At 51.2% G+C, this 14,529-nt stretch carries 15 protein-coding genes; 10 read left to right on the top strand and 5 right to left on the bottom strand.

From position 1 onward, the window contains the following. Positions 1 to 120 precede the first annotated feature (120 nt). On the top strand, positions 121 to 1,317 hold the full coding sequence (locus E0E29_RS15785; protein ID WP_165449931.1) for an S-layer homology domain-containing protein: 1,197 nt from the start codon (positions 121 to 123) through the stop codon (positions 1,315 to 1,317). A gap of 167 nt (positions 1,318 to 1,484) precedes the next feature. Here the strand turns inward: E0E29_RS15785 and E0E29_RS15780 are convergent, their stop codons facing one another. From E0E29_RS15780 to E0E29_RS15760, 5 genes are all read right to left on the bottom strand, one after another. After that, on the bottom strand, positions 1,485 to 1,835 hold the full coding sequence (locus tag E0E29_RS15780) for a DUF1064 domain-containing protein (RefSeq protein ID WP_165449930.1): 351 nt from the start codon (positions 1,833 to 1,835) through the stop codon (positions 1,485 to 1,487). Between the two features lie 147 nt (positions 1,836 to 1,982). Next, on the bottom strand, positions 1,983 to 2,492 hold the full coding sequence (locus E0E29_RS15775; protein ID WP_130850612.1) for a hypothetical protein: 510 nt from the start codon (positions 2,490 to 2,492) through the stop codon (positions 1,983 to 1,985). Positions 2,493 to 2,670: 178 nt separating this feature from the next. Next, positions 2,671 to 4,419 (bottom strand): DNA primase family protein, encoded by a 1,749-nt coding sequence (locus E0E29_RS15770; RefSeq protein ID WP_130850611.1) that lies wholly within the window; start codon positions 4,417 to 4,419, stop codon positions 2,671 to 2,673. Positions 4,420 to 4,460: 41 nt separating this feature from the next. After that, positions 4,461 to 4,739, bottom strand: a complete 279-nt coding sequence (locus tag E0E29_RS15765) for a hypothetical protein (RefSeq protein ID WP_130850610.1) — start codon at positions 4,737 to 4,739, stop codon at positions 4,461 to 4,463. 1 nt (position 4,740) lies between these two features. Then, a complete protein-coding gene (locus tag E0E29_RS15760; RefSeq protein ID WP_130850609.1) occupies positions 4,741 to 5,667 on the bottom strand; it encodes a PDDEXK family nuclease in 927 nt (308 codons plus the stop codon). Between the two features lie 623 nt (positions 5,668 to 6,290). Between E0E29_RS15760 and E0E29_RS15755 the strand changes: the two genes are divergently transcribed. The 9 genes from E0E29_RS15755 to E0E29_RS15715 all read left to right on the top strand — a co-directional run. After that, on the top strand, positions 6,291 to 8,021 hold the full coding sequence (locus E0E29_RS15755; protein WP_130850608.1) for a type I restriction-modification system subunit M: 1,731 nt from the start codon (positions 6,291 to 6,293) through the stop codon (positions 8,019 to 8,021). After that, the gene (locus E0E29_RS15750; RefSeq protein WP_130850607.1) at positions 8,018 to 9,295 is read left to right on the top strand and encodes a restriction endonuclease subunit S; all 1,278 of its coding nucleotides are present in this window, start codon (positions 8,018 to 8,020) and stop codon (positions 9,293 to 9,295) included. Before E0E29_RS15755 ends, E0E29_RS15750 begins: the two co-directional genes overlap by 4 nt. Beyond that, on the top strand, positions 9,292 to 9,483 hold the full coding sequence (locus tag E0E29_RS19150) for a hypothetical protein (protein ID WP_423202451.1): 192 nt from the start codon (positions 9,292 to 9,294) through the stop codon (positions 9,481 to 9,483). The genes E0E29_RS15750 and E0E29_RS19150 overlap by 4 nt, the downstream gene beginning before the upstream one ends. Positions 9,484 to 9,574: 91 nt before the next feature. Continuing rightward, positions 9,575 to 9,832, top strand: a complete 258-nt coding sequence (locus E0E29_RS15740; RefSeq protein ID WP_130850605.1) for a hypothetical protein — start codon at positions 9,575 to 9,577, stop codon at positions 9,830 to 9,832. Between the two features lie 125 nt (positions 9,833 to 9,957). Beyond that, entirely contained in the window at positions 9,958 to 11,475 is a 1,518-nt protein-coding gene (locus E0E29_RS15735; protein ID WP_423202450.1) for a ParB/RepB/Spo0J family partition protein, read from the top strand. Between the two features lie 312 nt (positions 11,476 to 11,787). Then, positions 11,788 to 12,135 carry a DUF7768 domain-containing protein gene (locus E0E29_RS15730; RefSeq protein WP_118572189.1) on the top strand — a complete coding sequence of 116 codons (348 nt, stop codon included), beginning with the start codon at positions 11,788 to 11,790 and terminating at the stop codon, positions 12,133 to 12,135. Beyond that, the gene (locus E0E29_RS15725; RefSeq protein ID WP_130850910.1) at positions 12,128 to 12,844 is read left to right on the top strand and encodes an antirestriction protein ArdA; all 717 of its coding nucleotides are present in this window, start codon (positions 12,128 to 12,130) and stop codon (positions 12,842 to 12,844) included. Before E0E29_RS15730 ends, E0E29_RS15725 begins: the two co-directional genes overlap by 8 nt. A gap of 93 nt (positions 12,845 to 12,937) precedes the next feature. Then, positions 12,938 to 13,408 (top strand): PcfB family protein, encoded by a 471-nt coding sequence (locus tag E0E29_RS15720; RefSeq protein WP_130850603.1) that lies wholly within the window; start codon positions 12,938 to 12,940, stop codon positions 13,406 to 13,408. A gap of 8 nt (positions 13,409 to 13,416) precedes the next feature. Beyond that, positions 13,417 to 14,529 (top strand): type IV secretory system conjugative DNA transfer family protein (locus E0E29_RS15715; protein WP_130850909.1); only part of this gene is annotated, 1,113 nt, incomplete at its 3' end.

Below are 14,529 nucleotides of genomic sequence, written 5' to 3'. Positions count from 1 at the left end.
ACTATTATCCCGGGGTTACTTTTAATTTTACATGGGTGTTAACCGCAAATTAATATGTACTATACACCAACTTTGTGCTATACTGTAGCCACATTAATCCGCTGGAGGAGGAAAAGGAAAATGAAGAAACTGCTATCGCTATTACTATCGCTAACTGTGATCATGTCCCTGTCTGTACCGGCCTTTGCCGCCGGCCCCTCTTTTCTTGACGTCTCCCAGAGCCACTGGGCCTATCAGTATGTGGAGCGTGCAGCAGACGAAGACTGGGTAGCTGGCGTTGGCGGCGGGAAGTTCAATCCCGACGGCCAGGTGACTGGCGCTCAGTGGTACACGATGGTGGCCCGTGCATTCTACGGCGATCAGATCCCTGACAAGGCGGATGCCGGCAAGTGGTACAGCGACAAGTGGTATGGCCCCTACATGCAGGTGGGTGTGGACAACATGTTCGATGCCTACTTTGCGGCTGATATCGACGCAGCTGTTGCCGAGCGTCCTATGACCCGTACCGAGATGGCCTGCGTTGTAACTGAAGTCATGGATCAAATGGGGGTTGAGGTTCCACAGGATACGTTCTATGCGGTTGCCGATACCATTCCGGACCTGGATAAGATTCCCGTTACGTCCAGTGCCTATACTGCGGTTGTGCGCTGCTACGCTATGGGCATTATCGGTGGAGTGGACAAGGCTGGTACGTTCAACGGCGATGGCCTGATGAACCGTGCCCAGGCCGCTGTGGTACTTGGCCGTATGGCTGACCTGGTTGACAACGGTGGTAAGATCCCCGATGCGCCCGAGCAGCCTACCGAGCCCACTAAGCCTACCGAGCCTGAGCAGCCTAGTGAGCCCACTAAGCCCACTAAGCCCGCTACTCCCTCTGATGTGCCTACCGAGGATGAGGTCTACAACGCTATTATCGCCCTCAAGGCTGACTACCCTGAGGGCATGACATGGACTAACGACAATGTCTACAAGATTCCTGGCCTGCTCTCCACTGGAGAGTTGCACTACACCATCAGTCGAGGCTGTGCAGCCTTTACACTGATGTGTCAGGATGCCGCTTTTGGACCCACGGATTGGGTAAATGGCACGAAGTTTAAGTCCAGATCTCACGAGGTCTTTGATGACATTCGTGTGGGCGACATTGTCCGTTATGATAATTCTTCTGGCGGACATGAGGTTATTGTCCTTGAAAAGAAAGGTGACTCCATTATTGTAGCCGAGGGCAACTATGCCGGTAGGGTTCACTGGGGTCGAGAGATCACAAGAGACTTTTTGGAGGCTAACGACTTTTTCGTAACCACTCGCTATCCCGCCTAAACCCTAAACACAACCGACCGCCGAGACTTGTTCTCGGCGGTCTTTTTTATGCCATAAATTTGTTTACTTCGACGAACTCCAAAAAAGCCGGCAAAAAGAACTGCGCTGCTAGAATATTTTCAGCTCCTTGCGCTGAGCAAAAAGAGCAGTAACTGAGCCATCTCCTGTTACTGCGCCACATTTTTGGCCGTAATCTCTACGACATCAACCCCAAAACGATCCCGGACCAGTTTGCGTTTAATGGCGTACGCCTCGGTCCGCACTCCTTTGGCGTCCTCCACGATCCTCCTTCCATCTTCATTAATAATATATGAAAAATCTGCGATGTATTGTACGGGGCGGATGTAGGTGCCGGAGAGATCCTTATATCCCTCCATGATGGTGTAGTGGGGCTGGAGACGCAAATCACTGATCGTGCCGGCTTCCAGGCGAGCCTTCAAAATGATATAACGACGGGCCTCTAAAATGGAGTCAAATGTGATCCCATCGACTGTTTTCTTTTGATTGTTGTACTTCATGGAGACTAAGATTCCTTTCGTAGTTAAGTATATTGTCTTATGTTTTGTGTCGAGTTGTAACGAGTCAATTGCCATATATTTTCTTAAAAAAAGGACACTGGTATGTCTAATATGACCTACCAGTGTCTCTTTGAGAGTAACTGCGTCTTACAGGTCTACCTGATTATCGTCTGGCAACTCCAGGAGCTGCAGCGTAGACATAGTGTTAAAAACTTGCTTTAATCTCTTATCATAGTCTGGAATCTGCGGCTGTGATGCCACAGCTTCCATCAACTTTACCGATAAATCATGCTCCAGTCCGATAAACCTCTGTGCCACCAATACGCCAGTTCTTGCATCGACCAGCATAGCATGCATATTGATACCCTCATTGGGGCTGGTTGGCATAGATAACTCATATGGTTTACTGCGATACCGGTAGTATGGTGCGTCCATCCAGGGGCCTGTTCCAAATCGGCTCAGAATAAAAATAATATCATTCACCACTTTTAATGCGAACTGGGGAACGCCGTTCTTAAAATCGTTCTTTTCTTTTGCAGTGGGCTTCCCCAGCTGTAAGACCAGCTCAGCACCGCTGGATGTCAAATCAAACCGTACAGAATCCACAGAGGGAGACGTAATCTGCTCTCCTACGCTGAAACACATGAAATTGTTCATAAGTATCCTCCTTTAATTATTAATGAGATCCCTTAACTGTAATATATTTCCGATTTTACTTGTTCTCCAGAAGCGGGAAGAGTTGTCACCCATCTGGATGGCCTGGGCCAAACGCCAGGTGCGGCGCTTGGCCAGGCGGTAGGTCTCAAAATCGTTGTGGGTCATAAGTACAGGGGTCTCAAGATGCATGGTCCATGCCAACGATAGTGGCCTGGGTGTAACTGATGGTATTATCCTGATTGCTGAACTCTGGATCCGGATAAGGAAAATCGTCATCTTGTTTGATCGTGTATCCAATCAGGCAGCGGCGGCCACGAGTGGCATGACGACTCCACATTCCCCGGTCATCCATCCGGGACAAAAAGTTGTTGCGGCTCAGGGGGCTCATACCAACCCTGTCACACCAATCATGATAGACGTCGTAGGCTTCACCACTGGTAACCACATCATTCTTATTTTCCGTCTTATTCAAAACCTCATCGATAAAGCCACCAAGATCATCATCGATCGACTGATAATCGGCGGTGTCCTGCCGCACCACATCGGGGATAGCCAAACCGTGGGCAAGATAGTCGCTATATCCAGCCAGGAGCATGTTCAGGATGCCAGACAGGGCTTCAGGCTGGGTGAGCTGCTGCTTCAAATGCTTGTCCTGTTCGTTTTCAGCAAAGTGATGTGGGAATACAAGAATCAAAATACGATTAGAGGTAAAAATGGTGTGGTCCCTCATGCGGGGGCGGGTGTTTTGATAGATGGTCAATTTGGCGCACATACGGATACTAACGGCATGCTCATATTTGCGAGCGACATTAATAACGTCTTCACCTGTAATTGATTTAACGAGTGAGGTGTCTACTTCCATTCCATTTTCGATTTCCGGGATGGAGACGCTCCGCTTGCCAATCAGCATAGCCAAGAGCTCATTGTTGCCTCCGCTATTGTGACCTTTGCGGATCAGATTTTGGTTGCTCTCGGTGCCGTAGTCGCCGAGGATGGCACGCATGATAGTAGCAAGTGTACCTTTACCATTGCGGCTTTTGGGTCCCCAGCACATGACAAAATTTTCCTCATGGGTGCAGCCAGTCATCGAATAAGCCAACCAGCGCAGCAGGAAGCCGATCTTGCTCTTATCTCCCTCAAAGATCTCATTCAAAAACTGTTTGAAACGAGGGCAGTGGGCCTCAGGATCGTACTCAACGCCGGCTACACAGGTCATCATGTCTTCGGGGCGGTGACCGGGCTGGAAGCTCTGGAGGCGGAAGTCATAGACACCGTTCAGCAGATTAATCTTATAAGGATCTGCATCAAAATCAGACTGCTTGACACCACAGAGAGTTTTGACCAGCTTCAAAAGGACCCTTCCACCGCCCTCACTGATGGCTCGATTGTAGCGGCTTTTTTTGAACGACTCCCTAAATTTTTCGTTATCGATGTACTGCATGGCGTCCGACAAAAGGTTTTTGAACGCCCGGAGACAAGCCATAAAATGGGTGCTAGCCTGGTCGTCAGGTACCCATTTGGTACCGTCGTAATAATAGGTGACTCCGGATTCCTGGTTATACAAAATCTTGCCCTGAAGCACAACATCGTAAAAAAGTTGAGCCAGGCCGTAATCATCCCAGGGATACTTTTTTAAATGATATGGATTAATGCCACGAAAGCCAGGCACGGGGAGACCAGTGCGCTCAAACTCAAAACCCGCAGGCACTTTGTACTGCTTTTTGCCGTTTGCGTCCTCGGTGATGACTGTAAACCAAACAGGCCTGTCCAGTTTATGCTGCTCAACCAGGTCGTGGATCACCTGATTAGCGTACCCCTCACGCTTTTCAGCGGGGATGTTGGTAAGATCGACGAGATGGCGACCGGGACGAGTCTGGGGTCGAAAAGCGCCGATGCCAATGTTAGTGGTAGTGTTATTATTAGCCATAGTATTTTCCTCCTTAGTAAAGATTCCTTTATTCTTTGTGCTTACAGATGAATCTGTTTGATCGCCGAAGTGATTGCCTGGTATACATACCCCCGACCACGACCCAGCTGCTCGGCGATGGCCTCCACGGTCATACCGTCCAGCTTACCCTGCAGGGCAGCTCGTTCCAGGGTGGTCATGTTGGGGCTGGCGGTTCTGATGCTTTCCTCTACCCGAGCCATCTGATCAGGGGTAAGCATGGCCACGGCATCCGAGGTAGATGCCCGAGCACGCTGCAGGACATACAGATCGAGCAAGGCCTTCTTTTCATTAATGTTCATATTAAGCGCTCCTCTCGTTCAGAATTTCCCAGATTTTTTCACATTGTTGATTTTTGTCAACAAACACAAAAGCAGTGTGAGGGTACATCTGCCGGTAAGCAGCCACATGCCGGTGCATAGCCTTGCCGTCCACTGAGCCGACGCCAGGAATAGTGCCGTGCCAGGTTGCCAGATCATCGATACACTGCACCCGATCCTCGGGCGTTGTCCCGACTACATAGATCAGGCGTTTACTCATTGCTCCTGCAATTGCCGCCGCTGTATGGTAGGAGGCCATGTTGGCGGAGGCCGCAAAGTTGTTATATAATTCGTTGATGTCCTGCTTCCGATCGACGATACTGCTGCTTGATGGGATGGTATAGTCACCGGCTGGAAAAGACACCGGTAAGACAGCGATATTATGCTCGGCACACCAATCAACCATAGGAGACCGGCGCTCCTGCTTGTCCGCTAACAGCACTGGTAGGCCAGAACGGTACGCAATCATGGCAGCCCGGATCACATCGGCAGATCCAGATGACCATCGCTCGGTTCCCACTCGGGTATTATCGGGATGGATCTGGTCGGTGGTAACTGGGTAGGTGCGGTAGATATGATAGTGATGCTTGTCCGGATTGCCTGGCTGTCGATCATCATATCGCAGATCGATCACTACTTGCTTGCCGGCTAAGTCGTTGACAGATCTAGCACCAGCAGCATGGCACAGGCACTCCTGCACCTGGCGGCCACGGGCGATGTCGATACGCTGCTGCAGGAGATAGCTACCAGTATTAATGTAAGTAACTGTGGCCCACCCGGCGTGTTCACCCGTGGCAATGTCATAGATGATGTAGATACCCCTATCATCACGATATGTCATCATGATAGTTGCCACATAACGGCCAGGGAGTGGGGCCTGGGGATTGTAAGACAGAGGGTTATTGTTCATATTGTTTGCTCCTTTCTTCGTTGATATATTATTATATGCAAATCTATAAAAAATTATTCGACAAAATTGCAAATGAGATTCACTTTTTTGCGCTTTTCCTCCCTTCCTTAAAAGCCTCTATTATATTATATGCACATCCTCTAAAAATTATTTGCACATATCGTCTGAAGGAGGATAATTCTTCGGCACCTTCTAATGCTCACATATTATTATATGCACACCATAAAAAAACTATCACGGAATTTAAAAATTTTTTCTTCGTGTAAACAAAAGGGTAGTGTGCGTATCATTTACAGATTTACCCTTCAGATTGGGCGTTTTCTTGGGGAGGCACTGCCACCATTCAATGGAAACGATAACAACTGTTTTCTTTTACACTTATATAATAAGGAAGGAGAGTGCCGCACGCGGCACTCTCCTTCTTCTTGCCCTACCTTATTATAATGTTCTGTTGATCCTTCCAAGCCGGCACACAAAAGTGTGGAACCAATTATGCCATCGCTTTTTTGTTGGCTTCAAAATACATACACCAACATCACGCACAGATTTACATTGCAGGACCTTCCATATCCCGGTATAATATTCTTATGATTTTTGACAATAAGGTCCCGGAGGTTACAATCATGAGCCTAAGTACCAATGTAAGTGAAAAAGCCGCCCTGATCTGGGCGATTGCAGATAAATTGACCGGTGTGTATAAGCCCCATGAATACGGTGAGGTGATCCTGCCTCTCACGGTGATCCGCCGCTTCGACTGTATTCTGGCTGATACCAAGGATGCGGTGCTGGAGAAGTTCGAATCTGTGAAAAATCTGCCCATGCGGGATGTGCTGCTGCGCAAAGCCTCCGGCAAGGCGTTTTATAACACCAGCAAGTTCACCTTTGAGCGGCTACTGGATGACCCGGACAACATCGAGGCAAATTTCCGAGACTATCTGAACGGCTTCTCGGAGAATGTCCAGGACATCCTGGAAAACTTCAAGTTTGACGGCCAGATCACCACTATGGCCAATAAGGGCATCCTCTACATCGTCATCAAGGAGTTCACCACCCCTAAGGCCAACCTGCATCCGGATGTGATTTCCAATCTGGAGATGGGCTACATCTTTGAGGAGATCATCCGCCGGTTCTCTGAGTCTCATAATGAGGACGCCGGGCAGCACTATACCCCCAGAGAAGTGATCCAGCTGATGGTCAACATCCTGTTCTACGATGACAACGACATTCTGTCTGGCAACAATGTGGTCAAGACCATCTATGACCCGGCCTGCGGTACCGGCGGTATGCTGTCGGTGGCAGAGGAGTACCTGCACAAACTGAACGCCTCCACCGAGTTGATGGCCTTTGGCCAGGAGCTGAACGACCAGACCTTTGCTATCTGCAAGGCGGACATGCTCATCAAGGGCAACAATGCCGACTTCATCAAGGACGGCAACACCCTGTCCGACGATCAGTTTGAGAGTCAGACCTTCGACTATGTGCTGTCCAATCCGCCCTTCGGCCGGGAGTGGAAGAACGAGAAAGCAGCGGTGGAGTCCGAGGCCAAGCGGGGCTTTGCCGGACGGTTCGGCCCCGGCCTGCCTGCGGCCAGCGACGGACAGATGTTGTTCCTACTCACCGCTATTTCCAAAATGAAGGAGCCCAAGGACGGCGGCAGCCGCATTGCTATCATCCACAACGGTTCGCCCCTCTTTACCGGCGATGCCGGCAGCGGCCCCTCCGAAATTCGCAGGTACATTCTGGAGAATGACCTGCTGGAGGCCATCATCGCTCTGCCCAACGATATTTTCTACAACACCGGTATTGCCACCTATATTTGGGTGCTGTCCAACAAGAAGGCTGGAACCCGCCGGGAGGGCAAGGTGCAGCTCATCAATGCCAATGGCCTGTATGAAAAGCGCCGCAAGGCTTTGGGCAACAAGCGCAACGACATCCCGGAGAGTGCCATCCAGGAGATCACCCGGCTGTACGGCGACTTTGTGGAGAGCGAGATCAGCAAGATTTTTGATACTGCCGACTTTGGCTACACCAAAATCACGGTGGAGCGCCCGCTGAAGGATGAGAACGGCCAGCCGGTGCTCAAGAAGGGTAAGCCCCAGCCGGATACCGCCCTGCGGGATACGGAGAATGTGCCGCTGAAAGAGGACATCCCGACCTACTTTGAGCGGGAAGTGCTGCCCTTTGCGCCGGACGCCTGGATCGATGAGAAAAAGTCCAAGGTGGGCTACGAGATCCCCTTCACCCGGTATTTCTACAAATACGAAGCCCCAAAGCCCTCGGCGGAGATCATGCAGGAGATCCTGGCCATTGAAGCGGAGTTGGACGGTGCTCTGGCGGAGGTGTTTGGAGCATGAGGAAGATGAAAGACAGCGGGATTGAATGGATCGGGGAGATTCCAAAGTCATGGACTATTACGATTCTTTCGGCCCTTTTTTCTGAACGCAAATGTAAAAATAGTGGACTGACCGAGAATAACCTTCTGTCACTCAGCTATGGAAATATTGTGCGAAAAAATATTGAATCTAATGAGGGACTTTTGCCTGCTTCATTTGAAACATACAACATCATTGAACCAGGAAACATTGTTTTCAGACTTACCGATTTACAGAATGACAAAAGAAGTCTTAGAACAGGCCTTTGTCAAGAACGGGGAATCATTACATCGGCATATGTGACCCTTCAAATCCGAAGCAATGATTCTCCACGCTATATGCACTATCTTTTTCACACATATGACTTGTGTAAAGTTTTTTATGGAATGGGAGACGGTGTGCGGCAGGGAATGAATTATGAAGATCTCAAGCGCTTGCGAATTTTGCGCCCGGATCAAGAAACGCAGCGCCGCATTGCCGACTACCTCGACCGCAAGTGCAGCCAGATTGACACCATCATTGCTCGGCAGCAGGAAGTGATCGAGAAGCTGAGAGCTTATAAGCTGTCCGTCATCACCGAAGCCGTCACAAAAGGGCTGAATCCCGATGTGCCCATGAAGGATAGCGGGGTGGAGTGGATTGGGGCGGTACCGGAGCATTGGGATATTTTGAAACTACAAGCTCATACCCGTATGCTCACTCCTATGCGTGACAGACCGGAAAAATTGGATGGCGACATTCCGTGGGTGAGGATAGAAGACTATGATGGAAAGTATATTTCTGCATCAAAAGAAGGCTTGGGGGTATCTACGGAAACTGTAAAAGAGATGAATCTAAAGATTTATCCTGTAGGTTCTATTCTGTGTACTTCAAGTTGCGATTTGGGTAAATGTGCAATAGTAACCAGAGAGCTTGTTTCCAACCAGAGATTCATCAATATTATTCCAGATTCAAATACCAACTCGGACTATTTGTATTACCTCATGCTCTCGAATGCAGAACGGCTAAACCATCTGTCTACAGGAACAATTCAAGCCAACCTGTCAAGAAAGGCGTTTGAGCATCTGATGGTGCAGTTTCCCCCGATTTCAGAGCAGAAAGCTATTGCAGAGTATCTTGACAGAAAATGTGAAGCTGTCGAACTTTCTATAAACAAAAAGCAAGAACTCATTGACAGANTGCCGTGCTGGCAGACCGGGCCTATGGTGCCCGGACGATTCGGGAATATATCTCAGCGCACGGGGCCAGCTATGTGATCCCGCCGCAAAGCAACGTTTCCGATCCCTGGCCGGTTGACTGGCATCTGTATAAAGAACGCCATCTGGTGGAGTGTTTTTTCCAGAAAATCAAGTGGTTTCGCAGAATCGCCACCAGATATGACAAGTCGGATGCTTCCTTCCTAGCCTTTGTGTATCTTGCCTCCATCGCTATTTTGTTGCTTTAGCACAATCTCCGCCTTTTTTCAAACAAGCCCTAAGTTCCTACAAAAAATCTCTAATTTATGAGGTTGTGACCGGAAAGAAGGAGGTGTAACAATGAATTGTACATCTGTTATAACCGGTATTGTAGTTCCATTATGTTCTGCACTACTCGGGGGCGGACTTACTCTTTTAGGAGTGTGGCTTACCATCAAAGATCAGAACAAAAAAGAAGAAACTGCGAGAAAAGCTGCCGCCAGGCCATGGATTTTTAGCTGTGAAGAGTACATCCCGCAGGATAAGAAAACATATTTTGCGTCGGTTTACAAAGGGATACATATAAAAACAACTAAAAATGGACTGCCAACCTACTGAATTTACCGCCCTACCGAGACACAGGGCGGTTTTTTCATGGGCAGGGAAAGGAGGTATCCCTATCTGTGGGGCTTGACCGGAAACGGTCAGGCCCTTTTTTCATGCCATCAAATAAGAAGGAGGTAATGCGAATGGCCGATGAAAAATCGCAAATTGTGACTGACGCAACCGGGCCGGACGCTGGCCCTGCCCCGGTACAGCCCGAGGCGGGTGGCGGCACTCCGGCACCCAAGCAGAAACAGCCCGCTCCCGAAGCGGTTTCCCTGGATAAGGCCACGGCTCCCGAGCAGGCGACACCCGCCCAGCCGGAGAAAGGCGCTGACGCTCCCAAGGAGCAGAAGGCGGCCAGCGTGTCCGTCTTTAACTTCTCTGAAATCATGGCCGAGAAGAAAGCGGCGGAAAAAGCCGCCGCCAAGCAGGAGGCAAAGGCCCCGGACAAAGGGACACCTCCTACGCCGACCAAGGAGGACGGGCCGAAGCAAGAAAAGCCCAAAGAGCAGGAACAGGCACCGAAGCGCCGGGGCCGACCGCCCAAGGCCGACAAGGACAAGGCCGCCGCTTCCGCACAGAAGGAAGCTCTCGGAAAGAAGGATAAGGCGGCACAGAAACCTACACAGCCGGGAAAAACGGAAAAGGCCGCTCCCTCCGGCAAGACAGAGAAAGCCCCCAAGGCGCCCAAGCCCGCCAAGAGTGCGCCCGAGGAAAAGGCTCCCGTTCAGGCTGAAACGCCTGCGGCTCCCGCCGAGGCTCCCCGTCCGGCCAAGGACGAGCAGATCGTCTATATCAAGCTGTCCGAGCTCCATGCCTTCAAGAACCACCCTTTCCAAGTCCGCAACGACGAGGAAATGAAGGCTATGGTGTCCAGCGTCCGGGACAAGGGCGTGACCCAGCCCGCTATTGTCCGGCCTCGTGAGGACGGCGGCTATGAAATTGTGTCAGGCCACCGCCGCCAGAAGGCCAGCGAGCTTGCGGGCTTTACAGATATGCCCTGTATCATCCGCAACCTGACGGACGAGCAGGCCATCACGCAGATGGTGGAGGACAACACAAACCAGCGTGAAAATATCCTGCCGAGTGAGCGGGCCAAGGCTCTGAAAATGCAGTTGGAGGCCATCAAGCACCAAGGAGCCAGGGAGGCCACTTCGGGCCAACTTGACCCGAAGGACGCCGGGCGGCGCTCCAATGAGATCGTGGCCGAGCGCAACAAGATGACCGTCAAACAGGTACAGCGGTATATCAAACTCAATGACCTTGTGCCGGATTTGCAGAAAATGATGGATGCTGGACAGATCAAATTCACTCCGGCGGTGGAGCTGGCCTACATCAAACCCAAGAACCAGCGGTATATCGCCGTTGCCATCGAAAGCCAGCAGTCGGCCCCTTCTCTCTCGCAGGCCCAGCGCATGAGGGAGCTTGACCAGAAGGGCGTCCTGAATGGTGATGTGATCGACGGTATTATGATGGAGGATAAGAAGGAGGTAGACAAAGTGATTTTGACAGGTGCGGAATTGAGCAAATACTTCGGGAAGGAAACCACCCCGAGGGAAATGAAAGACCAGATCATCAAACTTCTGGACGACTGGAAGGGCCAGCAGAAGGAAGTTGCCAAGCCGGAAAAGAAGTCTCCCGAGGCAGAGAAGTAAAACCCACTTCGGGACAAGTTGGCCCGAGGAGATATGCGGGGCTCTGCCCCGCGCCCCGAAGCTCAAAGGATATTAAATATTCCCCGTCGCCGGGTTTTCAGGTAGCATAGCCGGGAAAATCAGTCAAGGGCCACAGCCGCCGCAGGCGGTGCCAAAGGCACCCTTGACGGATTTCTCCCGGAGATGCTTTCAGGCGGCAAGCGACGGGGATATATATTCCTTTGAGCCGTCCCCCTTCCCACGGGAAGGGGCGGAGGGGTTGGGCTCCTTTCGCCTGACCATATTAAATAAGTAAGAACGGAGGGAAAAACCTTGAAACGACCTTTGGCATACATTACCGCCGCATGGTGCGGCGACCCCGACACGGATATGGAGCTTGCGGCCCGCTACTGCCGGATGGCATACGAAGCGGGCTTTTCTCCTATCTGCCCCATTCTCTATCTGCCGCTGTTCATCAACGACGCTATCCCGGAGGAACACAAGAACGGGATTGATATGCGCCGGGATATGCTGCGCCGCTCCCATGTGCTTGTGGTCTGCGGCGGCGAGGTGGACGAGGATGTGAAAAATGATATTGCCGTTGCCAAGCGGCTTAATATCACGGCCACCACCCTTGACGGTATCCTGACCGTCAACCAGCAGGGCCGCCATGATGTTTGAAGCCTATGTGACCAATCTGGGGATGTACCCGGAACGGGGCGTTGAAGTCGGGGAATACCTGAAATTTCCCACTACCATTGAGGAAGTGCAGGCCCTGTTCTCCCGGATTGGCATAGACGGAAAACGCTATGAGGAATACTTCATAACCGATTATCAGAGCGATGTGCTGGGGCTGTATGACCACCTCGGAGAATACGAAAGCCTTGACGAGTTAAATTTCTTGGCGCACCTTCTGGAAGAAATGACCCCGGACGAGCTGGAAAAGCTGGAAGCAGTCATGGACGCCGGGGAGTACACAGGCAGCGTCAAGGATTTAATCAACCTGACCCAAAACCTTGACTGCTTCGAGTTTTATCCCGGAGTGAAGGACGAGGAAGAACTGGGCCGTATGTATATCTTGGAGTTTGAAGCTCTCACGGTGCCGGAGCATCTGATCGACTACATCGACTACGAGGCATACGGGCGGGATGTGCGTATCAACGAAGGTGGGCATTTTGCCCCCGGCGGCTATGTGTTCGACAATCAGAGCAAATTTATCGAACACTATACCGGGCTGGACGATATTCCCGAGGAATATCGTATTTCCCGTGTCCACACCCGGGACGAGAAGGAGGAAACCCGCTCCATCTTGGAGATAATCAAGCAGTTCAAGGAGGCTCCGCCTGTTCCCCACAAGGACAAGACGGGGCCTTCCCATGAGGAACGGTAGACCTCGGGCCAAGTTGGCCCGAGGTTCCATTATCCGGGTGGCTCCCCGGGGCCCTCCCGGTTTCCCTAAATTGCCCGGAGGAAAGGAGGCAGTATGCAGGAATATGTAGAAGAACGGACAGTTGCCATATCCGTCAAAGCGGGCAAACTCTCGGGGCGGGCGCTGGCGGCGGCCTGCAAAAAAGTCCTGGCAGAAATGAAAAAGCACCATGAGGCGGCAAAACGGCCCCACGGCAGGCAGAGCGTAAAAAAGCTGATGAACCACTACGGCACCAAAAGTGCCATGACGCTGGTGGGAGCCCCCAAGGACTTTGACCGTATCGCCAAGGAGTTCCATGTGGACTACGCCTTTCACAAGACCAGCTCCGGCCACTATCTGCTGTTCTTCAAGGCAGATCAGGCGGACGCTATCACAGCGGCCTTCTCCAAATACACGGAAAAGGTCATGGGCCGCAGTCAGGAAAAGCCGTCTATCCTCGGCCAGCTCCGGCAGTTCGTGGAACAGATTGCGGCAAGGCCCAAGCAGAAGGAACGGGCCAGAGAGGCGGTGAAGGAAGAACGGTAAGCAAGAAAATCAAGAAATATGTACTTCCATATTTCCCGTATCTCATAGCCTTTTGGTTTTTCTCCAAGTGCGGCACCGCCTACCGTATGGCGTCTGGGGCCAACCTCGGGGAAAAGCTGTTCGGCATGGTCAAGACCATCGGCTCGGTGTTTCAGTCCTATGCGCCGGGGCTGGGGCTTTTCGACCTCGCCGTGGGCGTGGCCGGAGCCGTGATATTGTACTTTGTGGTACAGTCCAAAATCAAAAAGGCCCGGAAGTTTCGCAGGGATATGGAATACGGCTCCGCCCGATGGGGTACGGAGGCGGACATAAAGCCGTTTGTAGACCCCAAGTTTGAAAACAATATCATCTTGACCGGGACGGAATTTCTCACCATGAACACCCGTCCCAAAAATCCGGCCAACGCCAGAAACTTAAACGCCTGTGTCATCGGTTCGTCCGGCTCGGGCAAGACGAGGTTCTGGCTCACGCCCCAGCTCCTTCAAGCCCATTCGTCCTATGTGGTGGTAGACCCCAAGGGCGGCACCCTCGCCCAATGCGGTTACTTCCTGCAAAAAAAGAAGGGCTATAAGGTCAAGGTGTTCAACAGCATAGATTTTTCCAAGTCTATGCACTATAACCCGATGGCCTACATCAAGACAGAAAGCGATGTGCTGAAATTCGTCAATGCCCTGATTGCCAACACCAAGGGGGACGGTAAAGAGGGGGACGAGTTCTGGACGAAAGCGGAAACGCTTCTGTACTGTGCCCTTGTGGCCTATATCGTCTTTGAGGGGCCGGAGGAAGAACGCAACATGAATACGCTGGTTGAAATGATAAACAGCATGGAAGTACGGGAGGATGATGAAAGTTTCAAGAACGCCGTGGACTATATGTTTGACGGCCTCGCCAAGCGCAACCCCCAGCATTTCGCTGTGCGCCAGTATGCCAAATATAAGTTAGCCAGCGGTGTTGTATGCTCTAAAAGACTTCTTAATCAAGCGGTTGGGAAGTCTCTTAGAACACACAACCTAAAACCGAAGAAAGGAGCGCAAGTTATGAGAAAAAACGAGAAAATCACAGCTCTGTACGAACGACTGAGCCGTGATGACTTTGGCAAAGATGATGACCAACAGCGTGAG

The organism is Intestinimonas timonensis (assembly GCF_900626145.1).
In the GTDB taxonomy this organism is placed as follows: Bacteria; Bacillota; Clostridia; order Oscillospirales; family Oscillospiraceae; genus Intestinimonas; species Intestinimonas aquisgranensis.
This window is presented reverse-complemented; position numbering and strand designations above follow the sequence as displayed.

What these genes read in the sequence shown, in the direction of transcription:
- E0E29_RS15785 (WP_165449931.1), top strand. Translation starts at nt 121, where the DNA reads ATGAAGAAACTGCTATCGCTATTACTATCGCTAACTGTGATCATGTCC.
- E0E29_RS15780 (WP_165449930.1), bottom strand. Translation starts at nt 1,835, where the DNA reads ATGAAGTACAACAATCAAAAGAAAACAGTCGATGGGATCACATTTGAC.
- E0E29_RS15775 (WP_130850612.1), bottom strand. Translation starts at nt 2,492, where the DNA reads ATGAACAATTTCATGTGTTTCAGCGTAGGAGAGCAGATTACGTCTCCC.
- E0E29_RS15770 (WP_130850611.1), bottom strand. Translation starts at nt 4,419, where the DNA reads ATGGCTAATAATAACACTACCACTAACATTGGCATCGGCGCTTTTCGA.
- E0E29_RS15765 (WP_130850610.1), bottom strand. Translation starts at nt 4,739, where the DNA reads ATGAACATTAATGAAAAGAAGGCCTTGCTCGATCTGTATGTCCTGCAG.
- E0E29_RS15760 (WP_130850609.1), bottom strand. Translation starts at nt 5,667, where the DNA reads ATGAACAATAACCCTCTGTCTTACAATCCCCAGGCCCCACTCCCTGGC.
- E0E29_RS15755 (WP_130850608.1), top strand. Translation starts at nt 6,291, where the DNA reads ATGAGCCTAAGTACCAATGTAAGTGAAAAAGCCGCCCTGATCTGGGCG.
- E0E29_RS15740 (WP_130850605.1), top strand. Translation starts at nt 9,575, where the DNA reads ATGAATTGTACATCTGTTATAACCGGTATTGTAGTTCCATTATGTTCT.
- E0E29_RS15735 (WP_423202450.1), top strand. Translation starts at nt 9,958, where the DNA reads ATGCGAATGGCCGATGAAAAATCGCAAATTGTGACTGACGCAACCGGG.
- E0E29_RS15725 (WP_130850910.1), top strand. Translation starts at nt 12,128, where the DNA reads ATGTTTGAAGCCTATGTGACCAATCTGGGGATGTACCCGGAACGGGGC.
- E0E29_RS15720 (WP_130850603.1), top strand. Translation starts at nt 12,938, where the DNA reads ATGCAGGAATATGTAGAAGAACGGACAGTTGCCATATCCGTCAAAGCG.